This is a genomic window from Planococcus donghaensis (genome assembly GCF_001687665.2).
GTDB lineage: Bacteria > Bacillota > Bacilli > Bacillales_A > Planococcaceae > Planococcus > Planococcus donghaensis.
Genome location: NZ_CP016543.2, coordinates 1,605,535 through 1,629,399 on the forward strand (window position 1 = coordinate 1,605,535; position 23,865 = coordinate 1,629,399).

Genomic DNA, 23,865 nt, shown 5'->3' on the forward strand with positions numbered 1-23,865 from the left:
TCCCTATATGTTTTTATGGAAATATCCTCAATTGTTTAAAGAAGGAGTAAGGAATAGGCTCTCACAAATCGTTTAGGATTTAAATTGAATAAAGGGGATAAAACCTATCTCATAAGAGGAGTTGGAAGATTGTTGAAAAGAATACTAGCAGTTATCGTTAGCGCAAGTATAGCAGCATTAGCTGTTTCTACATTAAATTATGTTTCACAAAATCAACGAGAATCAGATATGTATTATTTAGGTATTGTTGTATATTTCCTTTCAACTATTTGGATTTATTTACTGTTCTACTTGGTAATAGGTGTCCCATCCTCTTGGGGGATAGATAAATACAGACAAAAATATAAAGAAAAGACTAATGTCTATCAATATTTTATGGGAGTAACCCTTTACTCTCTTGTAGGATTGTTTTTTGGAACAGCTTTTTACTTTCTAATGAGTGTTAAGCAAGCTTACTTGTATAATATTTTTGAAACATTAGGGTTTTGGGGCGTAGCGTTCCTTTTGTACTTTCAAGTCATGTGGGTTCTTGAAAAAGGGTTTTTAGAAAAATACACTAAAAAACTTCAAAAGCCCGCCGAGTTTAGGTGAGTACAAAACGGGTAATGAACCACAGAACCAAATAATTTGGCAATTTTGAGGAGGCGAAGATTATCGGAAAACCAGCATCAAAAGACCAGATGGATGAGGCATTAAAAGAGCTGGAGCAAGATTATCTAGAGGCTGTGGACAATAACAGCTCCAGTACGGTAGAGGCGTTTGTGGAAACATTTCTATACGATTCCTGGTCTTACAACGAACAGAATTTAGACAGGATTAAAACTGTCATGAGTCGGTATTCGCATGAACAAATAAATGCACAAACCTTCAGCAGCTCTTTTAGGCGAATGGTCGACAAAGTACAGAAAAAGCTGGAGGAATTGGATATGGATAAGCAATATCCAGTTATCCAAGACGGGCAAGGGGCTTCCTTGTTGATCGCTATTGTGGATGGGTTGGTCATTCAATATTTTGCCGGGACCTATCCTGTCGATGAATTGGAGCAGCGTACTCCGTATTTCACGCGCTTTATCACCCAAGCGCTGAAAACTAAAAACTGAAAAAGCAAGTCAATTCATACAGCCCCTTCTCGTTTGTTTGAGAAAAGGGGCTGTTATTCTTTTTGACTGTCTTCAACAGTCTGGCTATTGAATAAAAATAAAATCAAATCAAGCGGACTGCTTTACACTAAGGACAGTAACGGTCGTTAAGATGATGATCATCCCAATAAATTGAATAAGGGTCAAATTAGTTCCCAGAAATAAAACCCCAAGCAAAGAAGCTGTGACCGGTTCAACCATTGCGACCATCGCTGCGGTTGCTGCAGTAATCAATTTTATCCCAATCAAATACAAAATAAACGAAATCCCTGCGCCTAAGATACCTAATAAAACAAACCAACCAAGGTCAGGTGAAGTCAAAACGGCAATCGTCTCGTGCGTATCTGCTAATAAAAACAAGATAAGGCAAAACAGCAGAAATGCTATGGTTAAAATGAGTGGTGGTTTACCGAATGCAGCAGCTTGCTTAAATGCGAAAATAAACAACGCATAGGAAATTGCAGAAGCAAGGCCTGTTGTGATCCCGATAAAACTTACAGAAATAGAGTCTGTATTATAAGCACCTGTAAGTAGTATGATTCCAAGAAGGACGCTGAAAATGGCAGCCCATTTAAACCAACTCGAACGTTCCAGTCTTAGAAAAAAAGAGGTGATTAAAACAAACACAGGTGCGGTATACATCAATGTAGCTGCAACAGCGATACTAGAAGCTTGGATACTCAGAAAATAAAAAGTAATGTTACCGGCAACCCCAACCCCTGCAAGCGATGACCAAATATATAATCGTAGAGAGCTGCTCGGGTTTTTCTTAAAACGAAGAAAATACCACATTATAAAAAAAAGTATACCAATAGCTCCCCGATAAAACGAAGTTACCATCGGACTCCATCCTTTATCCATAAGAATATCTGCAATTACTCCGCTCGTCCCCCAGCAACCAGCAGCCAAAATCACTAAAATAATACCCTTATTCTTCATTGTTTACCTCCAAAAAATATCTGCTTGTCACGTATAGAATCGTATTCAAAGTAACTTTAAAACATCTTTTACTCGACTTTAAAGCCGGTTATTGGTTATACGTTTTAAACAATTAACATGTATTATGTAGGTTATTCTATTAATTCACATAAATATTTACCTCTAAACTTAATAAATTCATGAAAATTTTAACTGAAAAATCTTTGGATTTTAAGAAAGTAACATAGTAGGCCAATTTAAAAACGACCGACGAAAAATAGCTATTTTTCGTCGGTCGTTTAAATTTAGTTATTTACTTGAACAGATTTGTTTTTCAAAACCGGGCTTTTCATGAAATTCCCATCTTTTCTGAAATTGCCCATAACTTCCATCGTTTCGCTAATGCTCACGAACGCTTGGGGATCAACTTTTTTGATCAATGGTCGCACAAAAGCCAATTCATGACGGCTAATGACACTATAAAGAACTTTTACTTTAGACGCTGAATATGCGCCTTCGCCATCTACTACTGTGATTCCTCTGTCTAGGTTATCAAGCAATTCTTTTTTGACGGCATCTCCTTGATTTGTCACAACCATTAAGCTCAATTTGATATGACGCGTATGCACGCGGTCAATAACCAATCCAGTGATGTAGATGGAAGCCATCGTATACATTGCCAATTCCCATGAAAAGATAAAGCCGGATACAAAGACTACGGCACTGTTTAAACTAAAGACAAGCGCTCCAAGTGGAATATCTCGTTTGATTGACAACAAAAGACCAATGACGTCAAATCCGCCTGTTGAACTATAATAGCGAATAATGATGCCAACTGCTATTCCTGAAATGACACCACCAAAAACGGAAGAAAGCAGTGCATCTTCTGTAATTTTAACGACAGGAATATAAAGCATAGAAACGGATGTGACCACTACAGAAAACAAACTGTTAGCGATAAAAGTCTTGCCGAGCTTCATCCAGCCAAGTACCAAGATTGGTACATTCAAGATAATCATCCAAAGCCCAGCATTAAGCGGGGTTACTAAGCCGAACATCATCGCAATACCTGTTACGCCACCCGCTAGTATTTCATGTGGCAGCAAAAACATATTAGCTGCAAATCCAAGTACAATTGAAGAAACAAAAATAAGTAATAATCTCATCCATTTATTCATAACCAAACTCCAATCCTATGGGAAGCCTAAGCCTTAACCATTCTATTTTGTTTATCCCACAAAAAAAGGGCGTGCATTTGCACGTCACCTTAAGTCTATTTATCATAATGGACTTTTTTAGTGTTAATCAAAACTACGACCATGTGAATAAATTGCTTTTTTATAGCGATACAATATTTCATATTATAGTGGCTTAAGGCTGAAAAATGCAAGCTTTCACGTTTACTTCATACAGTTTTTTATCACAGCAACAAACAAATAGCAGGAAACTACTTTTCTGCTTAACAGTATGGGAATTAACTAGTTATTATTGGGAAGACAGCAACGATTATTCCTGATAATATCAGCTCTTTTTATGTGACCCAATAATTAGTTTAGCAGTTTCTTTCACAGCAGAAATTCCGTTTGACGAGATCCCCATCGAATAAGTTACCATCAATCCTTCATGTAACACTAACAGTTGTTCTCCAATTTCTTCCGGATTTGTGACGTTTAATCTTTTCAATAAAGTAGAAAACAACTGCTTCAGCCATTTTTTCTCTTCGATAATTACCGCTCTTCCGGGATAAGATGGCTCATTCAATTCAGCTAAAGCATTTATAAAAGCATATCCCCGCGGAGAGTTGGTTTCTAACCAACTCTCAATTGTGTCAAATATGGTTAGTATCCGATCTAATGGTTGTTCTTCTGGAATAAGGTCTATATATTCATGTAAATGTTTTCGCCACTGTTGATCCCGCTTTTCTAAATATGCCACTACTAATTGTTCTTTCGAGCCGTAACAATCATATAATGTTTTTTTAGTCACACCAGCTTCTTTAGCAATAGTTTCAACACCAGTAGAATGAATGCCATTCAAATAAAAAAATTGAGAAGCGGTTTCGAGAATTTTTAATGCAGCAGGAGTCATTTTAGTTTGTTCATTCATTTGATTCATTCCTTTATTAGTAAGTATTTTGAATTGGATTTGAAGTTTTAATAAGAGTCTCTTTTTTAATAACCCATACGCCTACCAAACAAATAATCATTCCGATAATAGTTAAAACCAGATCCCCCTAAAGTATACCGAACAGTATATTATTTTCTAATATACTCATACCGGTCGGTATACTTTCAAGAGTGGCGATTATATAGAGCGCATCAAGAAGATTGGTTTTGATGTAATAGAAATTAAAATGATGAACTTTTCCTGTTTAATGAAATATGCAAAATATGGTAAGGTTGAGTAACTATAGGAGATGTTTTGAGGAAACTTATATATGCTATACCTTTTGATATGGTGTCAGCTATAACAGTTTAAATCATTTTAGTAACATGAAAGAAAGCGAACCTAAAGACATGATTCACGCATCTGGAACAGAAATTGAAACAGTAACTCAACAACAAAGAGAAGAATACAGATGGAACGACCCCGCCAATCCTTAGGGCAACTTATATCAAGTAGAAGATCGTGAAGTATATTTTAATGAGGTTGCCGGAGTAATTAAAAAGAATGTGGATACTGAACGAGGCCATATCTATCGTTAAATTGCAAAATGAAAAAATACCAAGAACTAATGTACACTCTTCAAGATTCACTTTTTAACTTTAAAAAACTATCAAGCTGCCTATAGAATCTTTAATAAAATAGCCTTCAAAAGGTGGAGTCATAATGGATAAATGCGATTACAAGAAATTCTATGAGACAGTTGGGAATTTAAACGGTTGGGATTTTAGCAAATTACAAGTTCAAAGTGACGAACCGAAATGGGATTTTTATGATGAAGTAAAAAGAAGGGCTAAAACCACTGATATCCTTTTAGATATTGGTACAGGTGGTGGAGAAAAAATTCTAACCATTGCGCCATCATTGGAATTTACAGTTGGAATTGATTTATCGCATGCGATGATTCAAGTAGCAAAAGAAAATCTTAAAAATTCTAACTTACCGAACGTGCAGTTTTTGCATATGTCTTCAGACAAAATCGGATTTCCTGCTAACTTCTTTGATGTTGTATCAAGTCGCCATGCACCATTTAATGCAAAAGAAGTTGCACGCGTTTTAAACACAGACGGCTTGTTTTTAACTCAACAAGTAAGTGAAGCTGACAAATTGAATATCAAAATTGCTTTTAAACGAGGGCAATCCTTTAGTGAAAAGGATGGTGTTTCAAAAGAAAGGTATATACGGGAATTAAAAACAGCGGGGTTTTCCAACGTGCAATCTTTTGACTATAACGTCACTGAATATTATCAAAGACCAGAAGATTTGATTTTTCTCTTGCAACATACGCCCATTATTCCGAATTTTGGTATGGAGACAGAGGATTACTCTCGTTTAACTGCTTTTATCGAAAACAACCGAACAAAAAAAGGAATCTGCACAAACTCGAAGCGATTTTTGATCATAGCCAAAAAATAGTTAGTCAGTGAAATACGTCATTTTTAAGACGCTTACGAATACTTAATTAGAATTGAAATTTTTTAGAGAAAAAGCCGAAAACTAAGAATATCAATCCATTTATGAACGTAGTTGTCGCAAAGACAAATCCTGCAAAGTTTGCTCCAATGCCGCCACCGGAATAGCTTCCGATAATATTAAGCGTCAGGATATAAACAAGTGGAGCTAATAAAATCATTGTAATGATCCCAGAGATAAACCATTTTTTACGATTAAGACCGGCTATTTTATTTACGATAAAATTTAACAAAACTAAAATTGTCCCCATAACTAAAATTGACATGAAAAGGACCTCCTTTTATTAATTAAACATATGTGTTTAATTTAGTTTACCTTTTCACCAACAATAATTAACTTACTATTTAGTGAATTACTGGAAAATGAAGCAGCGTTTATAATTGTGTTTTTTAAAAATGATTTTTTGGAGGAATTTAAGGATGTCGGATTATACAGAAGATAAACTTGTCGGGGGAAATGTTTCTACGGTATATCGTATAGGAAACACAGTTCGTCGAGAACTAAAGCCGGAAAGCTTTAAAATCCATCAGCTTTTAAAGCATTTAGAAGAAAAGGAGTTTACTCAATCACCCCGATTTATCGGAATTGATGAAAATGAAAGAGAGATTTTAACATATATTGAAGGAGAAGCTGGTAATTATCCAGTGAAAAAGTATATGTGGTCAGACAAAGTATTAATAGATATAGCCAAAATGCTTCGTCTTTATCATGATTCAGTAAGTGATTTTACATTTGATGAAAATTGGCAGCCTTTAGATAATACACCTTCACCGTATGAAGTAGTTTGTCATAATGACTTTGCTCTATACAACCTTATTTTCAATCAAGAAAAGCCAGTTGGAATTATTGATTTTGATCATGCTTGTCCTGGTCCAAGACTTTGGGATATTGCTTATACACTTTATACGTGTATCCCTTTATCAAGGTACAATCTAGCAGAATCAGAGGATAAAAAAGTTTACTACAATGCCTCAAAAGATGCGGATCGCATAAAGCAGCGGGTACAGTTGTTTTTCGAATCTTACGGAGATAAAGTGGATAAGAATTATTTGGAGATGGTTTTGCTGCGATTAGATGGATTATGTGAAACGATAGCAAGAAAAGCTGCTGAAGGGAATCTTGCATTTCAACAAATGATAAGTGAAGGTCACATAGAACATTACCAAAAGGAAATTGAATTTATACGAGAACGTGGTCATGAATGGATTTGAAAAACTAAAAAAATTGCCATTTGAGAATCCCTTTTAATCCGGAAACTCAATGGCAATTTTTAAATAGTTAGCGAAATCATACTGAGCGGTTCTGTCGTTTCAAGTGCAACTAAAATACTTCACGCAATTCAATCTGACCATTACCTTCTCCTTGAGGGTCAGGCATACGCATGGCCCATTCAATAGCTTCTTCTTTTGAGTTCACCTCGATAAGGATAAACCCGGCGATTATATTTTCGGGTTCAGAAAATGGCCCATTTGTAATCACAGGATTTTCTGCTAATTTCGGATAAGAAATACGCATTCCACTTGAACTTGGTTTAAGCCCTTTCGCCATAACCCTTACTCCTGCCTCGATTAACTCTTTATTGTATTTGTCCATAGCTTCGATAAGTTCTAAGCTTGGTCTATTTCCAGCTTCTGAATTTTTTGAGGATTTAACGATCAACATAAATAACATATTTTTACCTCCCTTAATAGTGAAGTGCCTTCCGTTGTCATTAGTATAAATCTATTTTAAATACAAAGCTTCTAGAAATTAACGCTGAATTATTCTATTCAAACCTGCAATAGTCGGCTATTGGAGTAGGCGTTTATTTAACAAGGTAAAAGGGAAAAAGAGCCTGTGGAAAAATATATATATGAGGGAGCTGTGTGTATGGAAAAAAATCAAGGTTCCTATTCGTTTCGCAATTTAGGGTCTGGTCTTCTTTTTGGTATGGGGTTAGTGGCCTTTATCGACGAAGCTGTTTTTCATCAAATTTTAGGCTGGCATCATTTTTATGACAAGTCAACAACTGCAGTTGGTTTGTTTTCCGATGGCTTGTTTCATGCATTCAGTTGGTTTGCGACAGTGGCGTCCCTGTTTCTATTTGCAGACCTTCGAAGAAGAAATTCGCTTTGGATAAAAAGATGGATTAGCGGTGTGTTTCTTGGAGCGGGCTTTTTCCAACTTTATGATGGACTGGTTCACCACAAACTTTTAGAACTGCATCAAATTCGCTATCATGTCGATATTCTGCCGTACGATATTGTTTGGAACGGCGTTGCAGTGATCATTCTACTTATGGGTGTCTTTCTTTATATGCAAACTCAAAAAGCAAAAGGGCTGCAAAAGAAGGGAGATAGGTGAGCATGCATTCTCATGTTCAAGCACAAGGGACAAGTTTCGAGATAATCGTGACATTGTTGTTACTCTCAATGGTTTTTCTTTATCCCTTTGCTGCGATTAGAACAAATCGAAAATATAAAGAATGGCCAGTTTATCGCTATGTATTCTGGATTACGGGCGTTTTTAGTATAGGAGTAGCACTGACTGGCCCATTGGCTGAGTTTGCTCACAGCAACTTTAAAGGACATATGGTTACGCATCTACTAATAGGAATGTTGGCACCGCTTCTTTTTGTGTTCGCTACACCAATGACTTTATTGTTGCGAACTTTAAAGGTGACTACTGCAAGAAAACTGACTCGTGTCTTAAAAAGTCGTCTGCTGCAGTTTTTAACCAATCCCGTGACAGCTACTGTTCTTAATATTGGTGGACTTTATGTTCTTTATACGACTGATTTGTATATGCTGATGCATCAATCACTTGTTCTTTATGGACTGATTCATTTGCATGTTTTTCTAGCGGGATATTTGTTTACGTTGTCCATTATATACGTTGACGTGACATCACATCGATATAGCTATATGTACCGAGCCATTGTATTGATCTTAGCAATAGCAGGACACAAAATTTTATCCAAGTATATATACGCAAATCCTCTAAAAAGCGTTCCGAGAGCGGATGCTGAAGCAGGCAGTATGCTGATGTATTATGGAGGAGATCTTATTGAACTCGTTTTAATTATTTTCTTATGTTACCAATGGTATAAATCAACTGCACCACGTTTCACAAACCCTTTATACAAAACTTAACTAGAGTTGGAAACCAGCAACAAATGCGCAACAAAAAGAGGCTCTCAATATAGAGCCTCTTTTCAGCTTGTAGACAAAGTCTTATTAAACTGAATAATGATGCATAATCTTCAACTAGGCTGGCCACTTCGCTTTCCATGGGCTCAGCTGCAGCCTCCTCGTCACTGGCGTTCCTGCGGGGTCTTCAGCTTTCGCTGTCCCATAGGAGTCTTCGTGACCAACCTAGTTGAAGGTTTCCAGCTTCGATCACTATGAGGTATTTGAGTGCGCTTCACCATAAAAGTAACCTATCAAAAAAATTTACCCACTCGCTTCAGGATTCGGAGCACCTAGTGGCGACTCCAGCGGAAAAACGAAGTGGTGAGACCCCGCAGGAGCTTGCGACGAGGAGGCTCAGCGCGGAGTCCGCGGAAAGCGTCCACTAAGTGCGGAGAATCCTATATGCATACAAAATTGAGTAAATATTCTTTTGTCTACAGTCTGAGAGGCTCTCATTAAAGAGCCTCTTTTTTCTGTGTAGAGATAGTGTTTAAAAGACACGGAAACTTAGCTTTGATTTACCTGCTCTCTTTAGAAAGACTAGGTAAAGTTTCGCGTAACCGCATTGCAGCGATTATCCCTGCACTCAACGGTAAAATAGCGACCAATCCGATAGCCCAACTGACATTGAGTAAATCTGTTAATATGCCGGCAAATAATGCGCCAAAGGCATATCCACTATCCCGCCAAAAACGATAAACCCCCATTGAAGAAGCTCTCCATGATGGTTCTGCGATATCACTTATAGAAGCTTGTAGTGTTGGATAAACCATCGCAGTCCCAATACCTAACAAGATAGCTGCCACAATCCAGGTATTGTATTCATTGACGAGCAAAATCATCCATAGTGAAAGGGCTTGTAGCCACATACCGCTAACAATCAATTTTTTTCTGCCTATTTTATCGCTAAGAAAACCAGTAAAAAGTTGAAAAAAGCCCCATGAAGCTGGGTAAATGGCAACCAGTAATCCGATTTGCGATAAAGTTAGCCCGACGCTTGCAAAAAAAATCGGAAACAGTCCCCACGCCATGCCATCTTTTAGGTTGGTGCTTAGTCCGGAAAAGGTGAGGATAGATAAATTTTTGTTTTTATACGTCGTATTTTTGAAGACATCTGCCGCTGAAAGTGTCGAATTTTTAGTAGACGTGCTAGTTTGTAATTGAATGTGTGCTTGCGTATCTTTTACGATTAGCGATAATGAAAAACCGATTAAGACAATGACAATTCCAATATAAAAAGGTTCTGGTCGGTTTGAATAACTCGACGCAATAAAACCTGAAACAGCGGCCATTACCGCTACCCCGGTATAACCTGCAAATTCATTAAATCCTACAGCAAATCCTCTTTGGGTAGGTTTTGCTAAATCAATCTTCATGTTTACGGTCATAGACCACGTAAGTCCTTGGTTAATACCTAAAAAAATGTTTGCGACTACAATCATCCACCACGAGCTTGCGAAGATCACAAGTAAAGGGACGAGTAATCCAACACTCCAGCCAATGAGCAAAACTTTCTTTCTTCCAAACCGGTCGGCGATGGTTCCTGCGAAATAGTTCACAATAGCTTTTGAGAATCCAAAACTAATGATGAAAGATAATGCCGCACTTGTAGAGACTAGGCCAAAATCTTCTTCGCCGATAATTGGAAGGATAGTTCTCTCTAAGCCAACCATAGATCCTACAAAAAAGTTTGTTACAACTAAAAGGAGGAAATTCAGTAAATTTTCTTTGATGCCAATTTGTACAGTTTTCATAATGCCCACCTTCAACAAAAGGCTTTCCTTTTGTTATTTTCTTTATTCATCTTGTTTACTGTTCACTTTGCGGTTGAGTATTTAGTATATCAATAGTACAGGTTCGAATCGATTATCAAAACTGAGACACTGACGGGAACATTAAATAAATAGGTAATCCGCGCCCATTCACTTCACCTTATTAAATAACTATTTTTGTACGTAATCTTATTAAACGATTGAAGCAAACAGCTATGAATAAGTAAAGATAAATTCCTGAATTTACTAGTTTGTATAAATGTTAAAATAAAGAAATAAAAAACTTTGAAAATCTTGTAACGAAACCATTATTTTTTAGATATATAAAGTGAAAGGAGGTAGAAGTGTGGATGAACTTACGGAAATATATGAACAACACGCAGAGCAGGTCTATAAATACTTGATCTCACTTTGTCGGAATATGGATATAGCAGATGAACTAACGCAAGAAACATTTTATCAAGCTATTCGTTCTATTGACAATTACAATGGCGAATGCAAAATGTCGGTCTGGCTATGTCAAATTGCTAAACATACTTATTATAAGTACGTCGACAAGCAAGTAAAGCAAGTTAACCTACATACTGAAGATCAAGAAAAGTCGTTAGAACGAGAGTTAATCGCTAGCGAAAACAAAATTGAACTTTTCCGTATGGTTCATTTCCTAGAGGAACCTTACAAAGAAATTGTTTTGCTGCGACTTTTAGGAGACTTGTCTTTTAAAGAAATTGGTGAAATTCATCAACGAAACGAAAACTGGGCGAGGGTGTCTTTTTACAGAGCAAAATTAAAATTGAGAGAGCGAGGAACTGTCTATGAAAAATGAATGTTACATAGTCCGAGATTTAATGCCTTCATACATCGATCAGCTATGCAGTGATGAAAGTAGAAGATTTATCGAACAGCATGTGAAAGGTTGTGCGTCATGTTCTCACGTATTGCAGCAGATGCGAGCGGAATTGAATGATGGAGAAAAAGTTGAACTACCAAGTCGAATAGAGCAAAAAAAACCGTTTGAAAAAATATCAAATTTATTAAAGGCCCAAGGCAACTTTTCGCAATTCTTAAAAGCGTCTTTTTGGCTTTCGCTGTTAATTACCATTATTCTTTTGGCGTTCTCTTTTAACAATTTCATCCCTTGGCAAGAAAATCAACAAGAAGCTGAGCGCGTAGAACAACAACGTCAGGAAATGATGGATAAAGCCTTTGCAGCATTACCAGTAGAAGGACTGCCTGACAAAACAGCATTACAAACTGTATTTGATCAGTACGAAGAACAACTGCAACATATTGCCGTGTTCGCCAAAGAAGATGTAAGAGAGATTAGTTCGTTGCCAGCAGAGCCCAGTGCAATGTTTCCTATTGATTATGAAAAAGCGTTGCTTGTCGTGGGTGAAAATGGAGAAATTACGGAACCAATTGTTCCAAATGAGTATGACATTGGAACAATTGTGATGGCGAGCGAAGAGAAATTGGTCCAATTTGAATACAAAAACGCGTATCTCAAAACCGTCGAAAATGCCCACCAAACAAAATACTATTCTCTTAAGGTTTGGGAATTGTTTTCTTTACCACTCGCATTTGGTTTGACCACGTTATTTATTTTTGCTATATGGAGTTACCAAAAGCGCATCATGAAACCGTTGAGACCTCAAGTTGGGTGAAATACTGCTACATTCACTTTAATCCAAAATAAGAGAGACGAGCCTATACGTATAGGCTCGTCTCTCTTATGTTATTTTTGGTTTTTTGAGGTCTTCTGTGTAAAGAAACTAATTGGGTAATAGATAGTAAATAGCAGTCAAAAATACGATTAACGGGATATTAAATAGTAGTGTGAGCAAAGCGCTTTCTACAGTTAAGGTTTTGTATTCAAAGTATACCCTCATAAAAGTTAAAATAATCCATGAAAAAAGCAAACTCCATTTAACAATAAAGAAGATATCATAGCCAATTGGGAAACCAAAAAATAAGGCGAGAAGACCGTATACATATATCATCGGATAAATAATAGCTACAGCACTCAAAATAATGAGTATGCGCAAAATCCAGGAAGCACGATAAATTCCGGCGTAGCGAGTTTCTTTTAGTGTAGGTACTTTTAAGTACTTTCTAACAAAAAATTCAACCATTACATGGAGTAGAATGTACATGTATAAATAGATGAATATACTTTCTTGATAGAAAATTTCTTCGATTTCATTCATATCGATCCACCTCGAGTTCTTTATTTATTTCGAAATCGAAGATCTCATGACACGCTAGATTAGTCTCCACCGCTCGTATAATGATTATCCCCCATTTGGTAATTAGAGCTTTCGCCAGGTCTCGTATGAGGATTGATGGCATTGAGGGAGGTATCATTTCTTTTTTTCCGCTTCCATTCAATCAGTGCGCCAAGTGAAATTAGTGATGCAATGGGAACTATGAAAATCCACATGTTGGTTTCACGTCCTTTCTACTAAAATCTTTTAAATTGGTAATTCCTTATGAAAATTTTAACATAGATTCTGGGAAAAAAATACAGTTAATAAGAGGAAGAAGCTAAATTTTATCTTACAATAAAGACTGGTAAGTATTTTTTCTGATAAAGTAAACTAAATGGGATTGGGAAGAACGTTAAGTTATACTGTATTTTTGCGTTAGTACTGGGTGGACCAATTGGAATCGGAACCATACTAACTGTGTGTTTTGCCGGACTACTGCTTAACTTTTTTATGCCCCCAATTGCCAAAGCAATCGATCGCGTCATTGTACCGCCAGTCACTTCAACTCATTAAAAGGAGAGTGCATGATGAGGAAATTGTTAATACTAGGAGTCAGTGGATTAGTCGGAAGAGCGTTAGTTGAAGAATGCAAAGAAAGTTTTGAAATATTCGGTACGTATTCCACATCGCCTATAGACCTTTCTAAAAACAACCAGTTTCAACTAAACGTTAGTGAATTAGATCAACTGAAAAACATCATTCGCAAAGTAAATCCTGATGCCGTTGTTTCGTGTTTGAGAGGGGACTTTGACCAGCAACTACGATTTCATAAAGAGTTGGCATTAGAATTAAGAGAAACGAACGGGGTTTGTTATTATGTCTCTACTGCCAACGTATTTGACGGAGATTACACTAAACATCATTCTGAAAGAGACCAACCGAATGCTGAGTCTTTGTATGGAAAGTTTAAAATTAGCTGTGAACACGAGTTAAAACAAATTTTAAATGAACGGGCTGTGATAATAAGAATTCCGCAAATATGGGGAAAACAGTCCCCAAGACTTAAGGGAATCGAATCTGCAATTGAAGAAGGTCAACTTGAGGTATACGACAATTTGGCATGCAATAACTTGTCGGACACTTTATTAGCAAAACAGCTAAAATACATTATTGAAAATAATTTAGAAGGAATCTTTCATCTTGGCACTGTTGATATGATGATTCATCAACAATTTATAGAAAAGCTCGTAAAAAAAATTACGGATAAAAAAATCGAGCTAAACCTTCAGTCGATTCCAAATGTCCTTGGAATCTGCCATTTTGGGTTAACAAGTGTCCGACACGAAATTCCTGAAAACTTACAAATAACCAATCAAGAGCTGATCGACTATTTAATCGGATCAAGTGAATAAAAGACTTATGAAATAAGAACTTCAAATGGAGTTCTTTTTTGTTTGTGAAATATTCAGTTAATTATTGACCAGGTTAGTCAATTCATGTAATAATGAAATTGACCAGAGTAGTCAAAGAGTTTTGGTGTGAAAAGGGGGATTCTAGTGGAAGATTTATTAAAAAACGTAGATCTTGAAAAAAGAGATCGAATCCTTAATAGTGCCATGAAAGAGTTTAGTAAAAACACATTCCAAAAAGCTTCGACCAATAAGATTGTTGAAGATGCTGGGATTTCTAAAGGACTGTTATTTCATTACTTCGGAAACAAGGAAAAGTTATATAAGTACTTAGAGTTTTTTACGTTTAAAGTAATGACTGACGAAATTAACAATGAATTGGATTGGAACAACCAAGACATACTTGTGCGATTAAAAGAAATATCGATGATTAAACTTAAAGTGTTTCAAAAGTATCCCTACTTAACGGACTTTTCACTGTTGCTTTTTAAAGATTCGACTGTTGAAGAAATTATGCACAAATATCCAGATTTTCCGTTAAAGCTTTATGGCCAAGTCTATACGCACAATATAGATTATTCTCTTTTTAAAAAGGATCTTGATGTAGAAAAAGCGTTGAACATTATCAAGTGGACGATGGAAAAATTCAGTGACGAATTCAGAAAAGATTTAGAACTAGGTGTAACCAAATTTGATAATCAATCAGTGGAAAAAGAAATCTTCAAGTATATCGACATGCTTAAAGAGTGCTTTTATCGATAGATCTAGTCAAGAGAAGGAGGGAATCCAATGATTTCTGTTAAAAATTTATACCACTCCTATAACAAAGACGGAAAGTATCAAGTAAAAGATGTTAGTTTTGAAGTCGCGAATGGGGAAGTGTTCGGGTTTTTAGGTCCATCTGGAGCAGGGAAGTCAACTGCCCTAAATATTCTTACAGGTCTTTTACCACTTCAACAAGGTGAAGTGGTGGTTGGGGGATATGATTTAAAAAAGGTTTCAAACGAGAGGTTCAACAAAATCGGGATGAGTTTTGAACAGTCGAATGTTTATAGCAAACTTACAGCAAAAGAAAATTTAGATTTTTACCGAAAATTATTTGATGTGCCAACGCTAGATTCGCATGCGCTATTAAAGCTTGTTGGTTTAGAAGGCAAAGAGCATGTAAAGGCTGGTGAATTTTCAAAAGGAATGAAGCATCGGCTAACTTTTGCGAGATCGATGATCAATAATCCAGAAATGTGGTTTTTAGATGAACCGACTACAGGGCTTGACCCATCTATCGCTGCAGATATTAAAGACATCATTAAAGAAAAAAACAAAGAAGGCGTGACGGTATTTTTAACGACGCATAACATGTTTATTGCAGACGAACTGTGTGACCGAGTGGCTTTTATCGTAGATGGAGAAATTAAACTAATTGATTCACCAAAAAATTTAAAGCTGCAATACGGCGATAAACTTGTTGAAGTGGAATATATGGAAAAAGGAGAAGTCATAAAAACGACCTTGTCTACTGTATTGCCAGAAGATAAAAAAGAGCTACAAAAGATTATTGAACACCATGACATTCAAACGATGCATACAAAAGAAGCTACGCTTGAAGAAATCTTCATAAAGGTTACTGGAAGGGGGCTTGTTTAACATGAAACTCTTTTCTAGCTTTATAAAAGAGTTGAAGCTAGCCTCACGAGGGTTTTACTTTTACATCGAATTGTTTATGGCGGTAATCATTTTAGCGGTATTTCTGTTATTGGTTCCCGATAACTTTAATAACCAAAGAACGGAATATATCTACTTTGATATGCCAAGTCAAACGAGTGAGTTGTTTTTACAAGAAATCTTACAAGAAGACACTGATGGGAAAGCAGCGCCTGTCAAAGTTGAAGTAGATAAGCAAGAAAAAGACGCTATGCTATACACCACATCGGATCAAAAAATATACGTATTGACGAGCCGTGAAGACGTTATCTATATGGCAGATAGAGAAAAGAAAATTGCTGCGGTAGTGAAATTAGATAGTGATAACGCGATAAACTATGAATATTACTTACAAGGATATGAATCCGATAAGTTTAAGAACCTATTAAAAATACTTCATGTGGAGTCCAATGAAACCATAGAAGCTGCGATGAATAATCAAGACGTAAGGCCATTAGCTGACAATACCCTTGTGTTATCAGATAAAGAAAATATGATGCCTTCAGTTTTAGTATTCAATGGGGCGCTCATGGGGCTATTTATTATTGCTGCATACATTTTCTTAGATAGAAAAGAAGGGGTTATTATGGCTTATGCTGTTACACCTTCTCCTGTTTGGCAATACTTGATGAGTAAAGTTGGCGTCATTCTAGTAACGACAATACTGTCCAGTTTTTTAGTCATAATTCCTGTAATGGGAACACAGCCGGACTACTTATTGTTGCTACTATTGCTAGTAACTACTGCTTTTTTTTCGTCATCCCTAGGGCTTTTAATTGCAAGCTTCTATAAAAATGTGACACAAGCTTTTGGAGCGATTTATGGATTTATGTTGTTAATGATTCTTCCCAATATTGCTTATTTTATCCCAAGTTGGAATCCGAATTACCTAAAACTAATCCCTACCTATCCAATGTTAGAAGGATTTAAATCGGTACTGCTCGGAAATAATGATTGGTTATACGTGCTAACAATTTCTGGAGGCTTTCTATTGGTTGGAGCAATTTTGTTCAGTATTTCAAACCGAAGATACAAGAAAACTCTTTTAGGCTAAGGAGGGGTAACGATGATTCGTAAAATCTGGGCAATATTCAGAAGAGACTTGAAAGTAAACTTAAAAGATTCGATTGCTCTTTACATCTTATTCATTCCAATTCTCCTTGCCGTTTTAATCAATCTTTTTACACCTGGGATAAATGAAACGACAGTAGACCTGGCATTATTAGAAGGAGATAATCCTAGTCAAATCAGTTATTTAGAGCAATTTGCAGAAGTAGAGCTTTTTAAAACTATTGATCAAGTACAGCAACGCGTCGAAGAAAGAGATGCCACAATCGGAATAGTTCCAGAAAACGGTGGCTATTATTTAATGACACAAGGCAATGAGCCTGAAGGCATTGTCGATTATGCGAAAATATTAACTAGTTTTTATGAGCTGGATATTTCGATAGAAGAAACCAATAGCGAGTTATTCGATTTTGAACGAACCGTACCCCCGTTAAAAAAGACGTTAGTAAACACAATGATTCTGCTGATTTCGATCCTTGGAGGGATGCTCATAGCATTGAATATCGTTGAAGAAAAGGCAGATAACACATTAAGTGCGATTAACTTAACGCCTGCTGGCAGACTTACTTTTGTATTAGGAAAAAGTGTAATCGGAGTACTGCTTTCTATTATTGGTACTCTTTCTTTAATCGTTATTACAGGATTTGGCACCGTAAATCTGCTGCAATTATTACTAGTTTTACTGGTGACGAGTTTACTTAGTATTTCAGTAGGCTTTATCCAAGGGCTGACTAGTAGCGACATAATGACCGCAGCCGGCAGTATTAAAATACTGTTTCTTCCTTTACTTGCAGGTGTATTAGCAATTGAAATGCTCGGAGATAAATGGCAAAAATTCTTTTATTGGAATCCTTTTTACTGGGCCTATAAAGGAAACGATCTGATTTTATCTCAAAGTGGAACATGGTCGCAGATTTTTATGTATTCTGGTATCGTTTTGCTCATTAGTGGGATTGTTTACCTTTTCTTAGCCCCAAAGATTCGAAAAGGGCTCGAATGATAAGAAAATCATATGCGAAATAGATAGATTTAGGGAAGAAGCTTGTAATTAAGCTTCTTTTTTTTGATTATTAGGAAATAAGTATACAATTTTTGTTTATTTTATGGGAATTAATGTTATTCTGTACAAAGGTGATCTGTTTTCTGTTAATTTACAGTAGTGTTTTTGAAAATATATTATTGCTAATTGCTGTAAAGAATTGTATTGAATTGTTTATCAAAATTATGTGAACCCTATTACAATCAGGGTGTTTATTGAAAATGGAGGAGACTACCAGTGAATCAATTAGTTGTGCAAAACTGGAATTTAAATTCTTTATACAAAGGTGGAAGCCAATCAATTCAATTAGCTAAACTTATAAGTCGTATAGTGGAACAGTTATATATTGTCAATGATGAAATTAGCGTACATAAAATAGCAATAAGAAAGCAGAATTTGCAACCATTACTTTCCATAGTTCAACAGTTTCAGTTGATACTGAGTGAGTGGGAGGAAGTAGATGAATTTTTGCTTTGTGCCTATTCTGAAAATGTTAATAATAGTTCAGCGATCAGCCTAATAGAGAAAAGTGATAGTTTAAAAGTAGAAATTGATACGTTAAAAGTAAAAGTAAACCAACTTCTTGCATCGCTGCCTGAAGATGTATGGAATGAGTTTATCCAGCTAGAAGAAATCCAACCAATTACCTTTTATTTAGAAAAACAAAAAAAGGAAGTTTGTGATCGTTTACCTGCTGAAATGGAAAGGTTAATCAGTATAATGTCTGTAAATGGCATAAAAGGCTGGGAGCAACAGCAACAGTTTATGCTTTCAAAATTGAAAGTGTTGCTAGAAGTGGATGGATATAAAGAGTCAGTTTCCATTGGCCAAGCCTTAAATTATGCGATTCACTCTAAAGATGACACATTACGTAAGCGGACAGCACAAGGCATTAAAGAAGTATGTGAGGCAGAAGCCGCTTCATTTGCTGCTGTATTCAATCATATTGCTGGTGCTCGTTTAGATATATATGAACAGCGAGGATGGACTAACTTATTAAAAGAAGCCGTTGAACAAAACGATATAAACGAAGAAACGATTCATTTAGCGATCGCTTCAATTGATGAAAATAAGAAAAGTTATTTAACTTATATTCAACGAAAACTTGAATTGAGTCGAACAGAGCGAGCTAGTTGGTTTGACTTAGTTACCCCATTATTTGCACCTGTTGAAAAAATTTCGTATAACGAAGCGAGAGAGATTATTTTGACGCAATTTTATCGGTTTAGTGAAAAGTTAGGGCGATTTGCAGAAATGGCGTTTGAGAGTGATTGGATTGAAAGTGAAAATCGCCCGAATAAAGCAGAAAGTGGATTTTGCACTTCTATGCCTATATCGAAGGAAAGTCGTATATTTTTCACTTATCGAGAAACATACCAAGATGTTTTAACCTTAGCTCACGAACTCGGACATGCCTATCATAATTTCATCATTCATGAGGAACCCGCACTTGCTCAACAAACTGGCATAAGTGTCGCTGAGACTGCCTCCACATTTATGGAGAATTTAGTACTAGACGCTGTAATCGGTCAAACGACCAATGAGCAAGATAAACTAGCACTTCTAGAGATGAAAATCAAAAATGGACTTATGTATGTAGGGGCCGTACCAAACATGTTCCGTTTTGAACAAGCATTCTATAAGAAAAGAAAACAAGGACCATTATCTGTCCAAGAAATAAACGAATTGTTGAGTAGTGTAGAAAACTCCTTTTATGAAGGGCAAATTGAAGATTTAGCACTTTATAAATGGATTTATACAAGCCATTTTTATGATGCTGATAAGCCTTTTTACAACATACCTTATACAATCGGTTATTTGTTTAGCAACGGCATTTACGAGATGTCTCTTTTGGATCCGTATGGCTTTGAAGAACGCTATGATGAGCTTTTGCGTAATTCTGGAAGAATGACAGTCGAACAATTGGCGCAAACCTTCTTACATGTAGATATATCGAAGCGAGAATTTTGGCATGCTTCTCAACAGCCTTTGAAAGATGCGATTGAGGAGTATATAAGAATAACTGAGAAGTATTGCGTACTAGACTAACATTTCAGGACATAGTCTGAAAAAAACACCTTCAACAAGTACAGTTTCAGCCTGTACTTATATTGAAGGTGTTTTTCCTATTTTGCTAATATTAACTATAAAGTGCACATTTTAATCGAGGTTTTCTGTTTGCTCAATCATAATCTGTTCATCCATTGGGCCGACAATCTTCTGGGCAATTTCGCCTTTTGTATTCAAAATGTAAGTTGTCGGGACTGTGCGCACTTGGTATGCTTGTGCCACTTCTCCAGATTCATCCATCGGAATTTGGAAAGTTAAGCCAAACTCATCAATAAACGAACGGATGGCTTCGTCGCCTTTGTCTTGGGAGGTCAAATTGACGGCCAGTATTTCGACGTCCCCGTCTGGATTGTTTTCATGAAATTGTTGCATATGCGGCATTTCTGCGCGGCATGGCGGACACCAAGTTGCCCAGAAGTTAAGAATCACTTTTTTTCCACGATAATCGGACAAGTGAACCGTTTCGCCATTTTGATCGGTTAATGTAAAATCGGGTGCTTCTGCTCCTGGAGTGAGCCCTGTCGTAGCCGACTGGTTGGATTCTACTTTAGATTGTGTAGATTCGTTTTCTTTTGCTATGAAGTTGGTGGCAATAATGGAAATGGCTGCTAACAATAAAATGGCAAAAAGTACTTTTTTAATCATACAATCTGTCCTTTCTGTGTAAATCGGTTATAAAAATAAATCGTTATTACTGCAAGTGTCACAAATGTTGCCGTTTGCCAAGAGATCAAAGGAGCAAATACGCTTACAATTAGCAGCTCTAATGTAAATAAGGCTGCGAGTAGTAAATCGGTCGGAACATCTGCACGTTTAACAAGATAGCGAATAGCTAACATACTTAGGATCAGCAAAAGGCTATGAAAAATTGCTTCTAGTACATTGTTTTCGAAGATTTGCAATACAGCTTGATAAGATACAAAAAACAATAGCCAAGCAAAAACAGGTTGGTTAGCTAGTTTCGGTTGTTTAGTAAAGAGAAGCGTTAAATACACCATTACTAGAACAATTCCTAATACGTGACCGTATAAACCACCATTAAAATAAAGAATAGATAAAGGCATTTCAAGAAAATTTTCGAAATTCAATGGGATGTAGCTTAGTTTCCAGATGAGAATATATAGTGACACCGCATTCCATAACCAGTCACCCGTTTTTTCTTTTAATGCAAAACGTACTAAAAAGCTTGTTAATGCAGCTGCGATCAAGACTGAAACCCATATGGCCGGGATTGTTAAGTGAAATATTGGGACATAGCTCATAGTGGTAACTCCCATCGTGCTTTTTGTTTCATAAAAATCTCTCCATCCGTATTTTACTCAACGCTTTCCATTATATCGGAATGCACAATCTTTTCATCTTTTTTGTTTGACAGGTATGATTAAAACAATACCAAATTAGGAGGTAAAAGTATGGCGTCTTGGCATGAACGTTTTCAAACGAAAGAATATTTGTATGGAACAGAACCAAACGTATTCATTAAAAATACTCATCCTAGCTTGAATCTTTCAGGGGATGCACTTGCGATAGCAGAAGGCGAAGGACGCAATGCCGTATATCTTGCAGAACAAGGAATGCAAGTTACTTCCTGGGATATTGCACAAAGTGGCTTAGATAAAACAATGCAACTTGCAAAAGATCGTTCAGTAACTGTCTCAACCAAATTGGTAGATTTGTCGCAAGCTGTATGGTCAGAAAACAAATGGGATGAAATTATTTGTGTGTTTGGTCATTATCCAAAAGAAGTTCAGCAGAAAACGTTCGAAGGGGTAAAACGTGCATTAAAACCAGGAGGGTATTTTTTAATGGAAGTATACTCTGTGGATCAACTCCATTATGGGACAGGTGGACCGAAAACAGAAAAACTTCTATATCAGCCAAAAGAAGTATTGTCGGCATTTACCGACTACCGAATCGTTCATTTTTTCACAGGGGAAGTCATAAGAAATGAAGGGACTTTACATAATGGCTTGTCTCATGTAATTCAACTTGTTGTTCAAAAGCCGGTTTAAGAAGAAAAACAGAGAAACCCCCAGCAATTCTGAGAAGTTCAGGTTGTCGGGGTTTTCTCTACATATTTTGAAAATATTAAAGCCGTAAATGTGATTGTCACACACGGCTTGTTTGTGCAACATCAGAAGAAGCGGTGCGGTTTGTTGTTGACTTAGGTCCAAGTTGGAACAGCAATGCGCCACTTGCGATTAATACAAGTGCAGCAAGAGACTGCCAAGTAAAAGGAACTTTTTCAAGACCGAACCAGCCAAGTGTATCCCACACAAGCCCGAAGAATATTTGAGAGATCATGACCAGTGAGATGGCTGCACTCGGCCCCAATTTCTGGACGCCTTGAGTCACGGAAGCAACAACGCCAACTCCAAGAATGCCGCTGAACCAAAACCACGGCTCAGCTTGAAAGTGGAAAAGAGTCTTTCCTTCGAAAACGAGTCCTGCTACCAGCGAAGCGACAAAGCCGAGAAGCAGAACAAGGGTGGTCGTCGACCAGACACTTACCCTTTTTTTGACGTTCGCATTAAATGTGTTTTGAACGCATACAAATGCGCCACCTAGAAAAGCTAGCAGAATGCCGATTGCCATTAAAGTTCCTCCTATTCGTAAATGTTGTTGCCAAACTGGTTTAACATGGAGTTTCGATTAATTACTGTGATTTTTCCACGCTTTTTCAAAATCCATCCTTGTTCTTCAAACTGTTTTAATACCCGATTCAAATGCCGGTAGCTTGTGCCGATTAAATCTGCCATGTCTACAAGTGAAGTCGAGTCGAGCGTAGTATCATCTGATGTCATTGCCAGTAAGTAGCTCGCAACCCGAACATCGACTGGATACAACAAACTGAAATTCATAGCGTGCGATTTAAGCTCGAATTTGTGGGTAATCGTCTCTAGCAAAAACTGTAGCCATTCCGTGTTGTTCATCATATTAGTTTCCAGCGCATCGTACGGAATACAAATGACTGTTGTTGTGGTAACGGCTTCAACGGTATTAATCAGCGTACATTTTCGGATATATTCAATATCTCCAACAAAGTCAAAAGGAGATTTAAATGCCAATATAAGTCTTTTGCCTTCCGGTGATAGCCTTGACACTTTTAATTTTCCTTCTACTAACAAATAGAGTGTGTCGGATTTCTCGCCTTGTGAAAACAATGGACTGCCACCTATGTAGGTTTCCAATTGCATGGCTTGTTGTACGCGATCTGGGAACATCGTGCTCAAGTTATATTGTTCAAGGTAACCGGATACAGTTTCTTTTTTCATAATTAAACACCCCTTTACCATTTCAAGACAATGACCCCCGCAATCATTAAGGCAACACCGAGTAGCTGATTGCGCCCAATGGTCTTTTTGGGCATATCCAACCAACCTTTAGAGTCAATCAGCACGGCTGTGATCAGTTGTGCAATTAAAAACACGCCAATTGTCAGTGTCACACCCAAATGGTGAATCGCTGTCATGTTGATAAACAGTACGATTGCTGCTAGCATACCGCCTGATGCATAAAGTGGAGAGACTTGAGTCAGTTGTTGATACGACCGATCTTTTAATGCCAAGACGATTGCTAATGCTAAGATAAAGCCAGTAAATTGGGTCATCGTGGCAGCTTGCCATGTGCCGATTTGCGAACTGATAGCGGCGTTTGCGACACTTTGAAACGTCAGGAAAAAACCTCCTGCCAATGCAAAAAATATGCCTTTCATTCGATTCACACTCCTTATATC

The 23,865-nt window shown here is 36.9% G+C and carries 27 protein-coding genes; 15 read left to right on the plus strand and 12 right to left on the minus strand.

Annotation, left to right across the window (positions count from 1 at the left end; genetic code table 11):
- Positions 1–129 precede the first annotated feature (129 nt).
- Both BCM40_RS08065 and BCM40_RS08070 read left to right on the plus strand, forming a co-directional pair.
- Positions 130–591, plus strand: a complete 462-nt coding sequence (locus BCM40_RS08065) for a hypothetical protein (RefSeq protein WP_065526383.1) — start codon at positions 130–132, stop codon at positions 589–591.
- Between the two features lie 236 nt (positions 592–827).
- On the plus strand, positions 828–1,100 hold the full coding sequence (locus BCM40_RS08070) for a hypothetical protein (protein ID WP_238323763.1): 273 nt from the start codon (positions 828–830) through the stop codon (positions 1,098–1,100).
- A 108-nt stretch (positions 1,101–1,208) separates the two neighbouring features.
- On the opposite strand, the gene BCM40_RS08075 is transcribed toward BCM40_RS08070, so the two are convergent.
- The 3 genes from BCM40_RS08075 to BCM40_RS08085 all read right to left on the minus strand — a co-directional run bounded on the left by BCM40_RS08075 (position 1,209) and on the right by BCM40_RS08085 (position 4,163).
- On the minus strand, positions 1,209–2,078 hold the full coding sequence (locus BCM40_RS08075) for a DMT family transporter (protein ID WP_065526381.1): 870 nt from the start codon (positions 2,076–2,078) through the stop codon (positions 1,209–1,211).
- Between the two features lie 284 nt (positions 2,079–2,362).
- Entirely contained in the window at positions 2,363–3,235 is an 873-nt protein-coding gene (locus BCM40_RS08080) for a YitT family protein (RefSeq protein ID WP_065526380.1), read from the minus strand.
- Between the two features lie 343 nt (positions 3,236–3,578).
- On the minus strand, positions 3,579–4,163 hold the full coding sequence (locus BCM40_RS08085) for a TetR/AcrR family transcriptional regulator (protein ID WP_065526379.1): 585 nt from the start codon (positions 4,161–4,163) through the stop codon (positions 3,579–3,581).
- A 723-nt stretch (positions 4,164–4,886) separates the two neighbouring features.
- On the opposite strand from BCM40_RS08085, the gene BCM40_RS08090 reads away from it, so the two are divergent.
- On the plus strand, positions 4,887–5,636 hold the full coding sequence (locus tag BCM40_RS08090; RefSeq protein ID WP_065526378.1) for a class I SAM-dependent methyltransferase: 750 nt from the start codon (positions 4,887–4,889) through the stop codon (positions 5,634–5,636).
- A gap of 46 nt (positions 5,637–5,682) precedes the next feature.
- Here BCM40_RS08090 and BCM40_RS08095 read toward each other — a convergent pair whose 3' ends face one another.
- Positions 5,683–5,958, minus strand: a complete 276-nt coding sequence (locus BCM40_RS08095) for a hypothetical protein (RefSeq protein ID WP_065526377.1) — start codon at positions 5,956–5,958, stop codon at positions 5,683–5,685.
- A 154-nt stretch (positions 5,959–6,112) separates the two neighbouring features.
- Here BCM40_RS08095 and BCM40_RS08100 point away from each other — a divergent pair, with 154 nt between their 5' ends.
- Positions 6,113–6,904, plus strand: coding sequence for a phosphotransferase (locus BCM40_RS08100; RefSeq protein ID WP_065526376.1), 792 nt, complete (start codon positions 6,113–6,115; stop codon positions 6,902–6,904).
- Positions 6,905–7,013: 109 nt separating this feature from the next.
- On the opposite strand, the gene BCM40_RS08105 is transcribed toward BCM40_RS08100, so the two are convergent.
- Positions 7,014–7,364 carry a YciI family protein gene (locus BCM40_RS08105; protein WP_065526375.1) on the minus strand — a complete coding sequence of 117 codons (351 nt, stop codon included), beginning with the start codon at positions 7,362–7,364 and terminating at the stop codon, positions 7,014–7,016.
- A gap of 198 nt (positions 7,365–7,562) precedes the next feature.
- Here BCM40_RS08105 and BCM40_RS08110 point away from each other — a divergent pair, with 198 nt between their 5' ends.
- Together BCM40_RS08110 and BCM40_RS08115 are read left to right on the plus strand one after the other, a co-directional pair.
- Complete coding sequence (locus tag BCM40_RS08110) at positions 7,563–8,036, plus strand: DUF2243 domain-containing protein (RefSeq protein WP_065526374.1); 474 nt, start codon at positions 7,563–7,565, stop codon at positions 8,034–8,036.
- A gap of 2 nt (positions 8,037–8,038) precedes the next feature.
- Positions 8,039–8,824 carry a cytochrome c oxidase assembly protein gene (locus BCM40_RS08115; RefSeq protein WP_065526373.1) on the plus strand — a complete coding sequence of 262 codons (786 nt, stop codon included), beginning with the start codon at positions 8,039–8,041 and terminating at the stop codon, positions 8,822–8,824.
- 557 nt (positions 8,825–9,381) lie between these two features.
- Here the strand turns inward: BCM40_RS08115 and BCM40_RS08120 are convergent.
- Entirely contained in the window at positions 9,382–10,617 is a 1,236-nt protein-coding gene (locus BCM40_RS08120; protein WP_065526372.1) for an MFS transporter, read from the minus strand.
- Positions 10,618–10,981: 364 nt separating this feature from the next.
- Between BCM40_RS08120 and BCM40_RS08125 the strand changes: the two genes are divergently transcribed.
- On the plus strand, positions 10,982–11,461 hold the full coding sequence (locus tag BCM40_RS08125) for an RNA polymerase sigma factor (RefSeq protein ID WP_065526371.1): 480 nt from the start codon (positions 10,982–10,984) through the stop codon (positions 11,459–11,461).
- Positions 11,451–12,299: a zf-HC2 domain-containing protein gene (locus tag BCM40_RS08130; RefSeq protein WP_065526370.1), complete on the plus strand. Its 849-nt coding sequence runs from the start codon at positions 11,451–11,453 to the stop codon at positions 12,297–12,299. Before BCM40_RS08125 ends, BCM40_RS08130 begins: the two co-directional genes overlap by 11 nt.
- 108 nt (positions 12,300–12,407) lie before the next feature.
- Here the strand turns inward: BCM40_RS08130 and BCM40_RS08135 are convergent, their stop codons facing one another.
- Positions 12,408–12,842, minus strand: a complete 435-nt coding sequence (locus BCM40_RS08135) for a hypothetical protein (protein WP_065526369.1) — start codon at positions 12,840–12,842, stop codon at positions 12,408–12,410.
- Between the two features lie 587 nt (positions 12,843–13,429).
- On the opposite strand from BCM40_RS08135, the gene BCM40_RS08140 reads away from it, so the two are divergent.
- The 6 genes from BCM40_RS08140 (at position 13,430) to BCM40_RS08165 (ending at position 20,108) form a co-directional block, all read left to right on the plus strand.
- Positions 13,430–14,254 (plus strand): sugar nucleotide-binding protein, encoded by an 825-nt coding sequence (locus BCM40_RS08140; RefSeq protein WP_065526368.1) that lies wholly within the window; start codon positions 13,430–13,432, stop codon positions 14,252–14,254.
- A 144-nt stretch (positions 14,255–14,398) separates the two neighbouring features.
- Entirely contained in the window at positions 14,399–15,013 is a 615-nt protein-coding gene (locus BCM40_RS08145; RefSeq protein WP_065526367.1) for a TetR/AcrR family transcriptional regulator, read from the plus strand.
- Positions 15,014–15,040: 27 nt separating this feature from the next.
- Positions 15,041–15,895: an ABC transporter ATP-binding protein gene (locus BCM40_RS08150; RefSeq protein ID WP_065526366.1), complete on the plus strand. Its 855-nt coding sequence runs from the start codon at positions 15,041–15,043 to the stop codon at positions 15,893–15,895.
- Position 15,896: 1 nt separating this feature from the next.
- On the plus strand, positions 15,897–17,006 hold the full coding sequence (locus tag BCM40_RS08155) for an ABC transporter permease (protein WP_065526365.1): 1,110 nt from the start codon (positions 15,897–15,899) through the stop codon (positions 17,004–17,006).
- A 12-nt stretch (positions 17,007–17,018) separates the two neighbouring features.
- Entirely contained in the window at positions 17,019–18,020 is a 1,002-nt protein-coding gene (locus BCM40_RS08160) for an ABC transporter permease (protein WP_065526364.1), read from the plus strand.
- A 276-nt stretch (positions 18,021–18,296) separates the two neighbouring features.
- Positions 18,297–20,108, plus strand: coding sequence for a M3 family oligoendopeptidase (locus BCM40_RS08165; RefSeq protein WP_065526363.1), 1,812 nt, complete (start codon positions 18,297–18,299; stop codon positions 20,106–20,108).
- Positions 20,109–20,219: 111 nt separating this feature from the next.
- Here BCM40_RS08165 and BCM40_RS08170 read toward each other — a convergent pair whose 3' ends face one another.
- On the minus strand, positions 20,220–20,774 hold the full coding sequence (locus BCM40_RS08170; RefSeq protein WP_065526362.1) for a peroxiredoxin family protein: 555 nt from the start codon (positions 20,772–20,774) through the stop codon (positions 20,220–20,222).
- On the minus strand, positions 20,771–21,391 hold the full coding sequence (locus tag BCM40_RS08175; RefSeq protein WP_065526361.1) for a hypothetical protein: 621 nt from the start codon (positions 21,389–21,391) through the stop codon (positions 20,771–20,773). Before BCM40_RS08175 ends, BCM40_RS08170 begins: the two co-directional genes overlap by 4 nt.
- Before the next feature lie 150 nt (positions 21,392–21,541).
- Between BCM40_RS08175 and BCM40_RS08180 the strand changes: the two genes are divergently transcribed.
- Positions 21,542–22,141 carry a class I SAM-dependent methyltransferase gene (locus tag BCM40_RS08180; protein ID WP_065526360.1) on the plus strand — a complete coding sequence of 200 codons (600 nt, stop codon included), beginning with the start codon at positions 21,542–21,544 and terminating at the stop codon, positions 22,139–22,141.
- 97 nt (positions 22,142–22,238) lie between these two features.
- Here the strand turns inward: BCM40_RS08180 and BCM40_RS08185 are convergent, their stop codons facing one another.
- Genes BCM40_RS08185 through BCM40_RS08195 form a run of 3 tightly spaced genes read right to left on the minus strand, consistent with a single transcriptional unit; the run spans position 22,239 to position 23,844 of the window.
- Positions 22,239–22,724, minus strand: a complete 486-nt coding sequence (locus BCM40_RS08185; protein ID WP_065526359.1) for a DMT family transporter — start codon at positions 22,722–22,724, stop codon at positions 22,239–22,241.
- Positions 22,725–22,735: 11 nt separating this feature from the next.
- The gene (locus BCM40_RS08190; protein ID WP_065526358.1) at positions 22,736–23,404 is read right to left on the minus strand and encodes a Crp/Fnr family transcriptional regulator; all 669 of its coding nucleotides are present in this window, start codon (positions 23,402–23,404) and stop codon (positions 22,736–22,738) included.
- Between the two features lie 14 nt (positions 23,405–23,418).
- On the minus strand, positions 23,419–23,844 hold the full coding sequence (locus BCM40_RS08195; protein ID WP_065526357.1) for a DMT family transporter: 426 nt from the start codon (positions 23,842–23,844) through the stop codon (positions 23,419–23,421).
- Positions 23,845–23,865 lie beyond the last annotated feature (21 nt).

What these genes read in the sequence shown, in the direction of transcription:
- BCM40_RS08070 (WP_238323763.1), top strand. Translation starts at nt 828, where the DNA reads ATGAGTCGGTATTCGCATGAACAAATAAATGCACAAACCTTCAGCAGC.
- BCM40_RS08075 (WP_065526381.1), bottom strand. Translation starts at nt 2,078, where the DNA reads ATGAAGAATAAGGGTATTATTTTAGTGATTTTGGCTGCTGGTTGCTGG.
- BCM40_RS08080 (WP_065526380.1), bottom strand. Translation starts at nt 3,235, where the DNA reads ATGAATAAATGGATGAGATTATTACTTATTTTTGTTTCTTCAATTGTA.
- BCM40_RS08085 (WP_065526379.1), bottom strand. Translation starts at nt 4,163, where the DNA reads ATGAATGAACAAACTAAAATGACTCCTGCTGCATTAAAAATTCTCGAA.
- BCM40_RS08090 (WP_065526378.1), top strand. Translation starts at nt 4,887, where the DNA reads ATGGATAAATGCGATTACAAGAAATTCTATGAGACAGTTGGGAATTTA.
- BCM40_RS08095 (WP_065526377.1), bottom strand. Translation starts at nt 5,958, where the DNA reads ATGTCAATTTTAGTTATGGGGACAATTTTAGTTTTGTTAAATTTTATC.
- BCM40_RS08100 (WP_065526376.1), top strand. Translation starts at nt 6,113, where the DNA reads ATGTCGGATTATACAGAAGATAAACTTGTCGGGGGAAATGTTTCTACG.
- BCM40_RS08105 (WP_065526375.1), bottom strand. Translation starts at nt 7,364, where the DNA reads ATGTTATTTATGTTGATCGTTAAATCCTCAAAAAATTCAGAAGCTGGA.
- BCM40_RS08110 (WP_065526374.1), top strand. Translation starts at nt 7,563, where the DNA reads ATGGAAAAAAATCAAGGTTCCTATTCGTTTCGCAATTTAGGGTCTGGT.
- BCM40_RS08115 (WP_065526373.1), top strand. Translation starts at nt 8,039, where the DNA reads ATGCATTCTCATGTTCAAGCACAAGGGACAAGTTTCGAGATAATCGTG.
- BCM40_RS08120 (WP_065526372.1), bottom strand. Translation starts at nt 10,617, where the DNA reads ATGAAAACTGTACAAATTGGCATCAAAGAAAATTTACTGAATTTCCTC.
- BCM40_RS08130 (WP_065526370.1), top strand. Translation starts at nt 11,451, where the DNA reads ATGAAAAATGAATGTTACATAGTCCGAGATTTAATGCCTTCATACATC.
- BCM40_RS08135 (WP_065526369.1), bottom strand. Translation starts at nt 12,842, where the DNA reads ATGAATGAAATCGAAGAAATTTTCTATCAAGAAAGTATATTCATCTAT.
- BCM40_RS08140 (WP_065526368.1), top strand. Translation starts at nt 13,430, where the DNA reads ATGAGGAAATTGTTAATACTAGGAGTCAGTGGATTAGTCGGAAGAGCG.
- BCM40_RS08150 (WP_065526366.1), top strand. Translation starts at nt 15,041, where the DNA reads ATGATTTCTGTTAAAAATTTATACCACTCCTATAACAAAGACGGAAAG.
- BCM40_RS08155 (WP_065526365.1), top strand. Translation starts at nt 15,897, where the DNA reads ATGAAACTCTTTTCTAGCTTTATAAAAGAGTTGAAGCTAGCCTCACGA.
- BCM40_RS08160 (WP_065526364.1), top strand. Translation starts at nt 17,019, where the DNA reads ATGATTCGTAAAATCTGGGCAATATTCAGAAGAGACTTGAAAGTAAAC.
- BCM40_RS08170 (WP_065526362.1), bottom strand. Translation starts at nt 20,774, where the DNA reads ATGATTAAAAAAGTACTTTTTGCCATTTTATTGTTAGCAGCCATTTCC.
- BCM40_RS08175 (WP_065526361.1), bottom strand. Translation starts at nt 21,391, where the DNA reads ATGAGCTATGTCCCAATATTTCACTTAACAATCCCGGCCATATGGGTT.
- BCM40_RS08180 (WP_065526360.1), top strand. Translation starts at nt 21,542, where the DNA reads ATGGCGTCTTGGCATGAACGTTTTCAAACGAAAGAATATTTGTATGGA.
- BCM40_RS08185 (WP_065526359.1), bottom strand. Translation starts at nt 22,724, where the DNA reads ATGGCAATCGGCATTCTGCTAGCTTTTCTAGGTGGCGCATTTGTATGC.
- BCM40_RS08190 (WP_065526358.1), bottom strand. Translation starts at nt 23,404, where the DNA reads ATGAAAAAAGAAACTGTATCCGGTTACCTTGAACAATATAACTTGAGC.
- BCM40_RS08195 (WP_065526357.1), bottom strand. Translation starts at nt 23,844, where the DNA reads ATGAAAGGCATATTTTTTGCATTGGCAGGAGGTTTTTTCCTGACGTTT.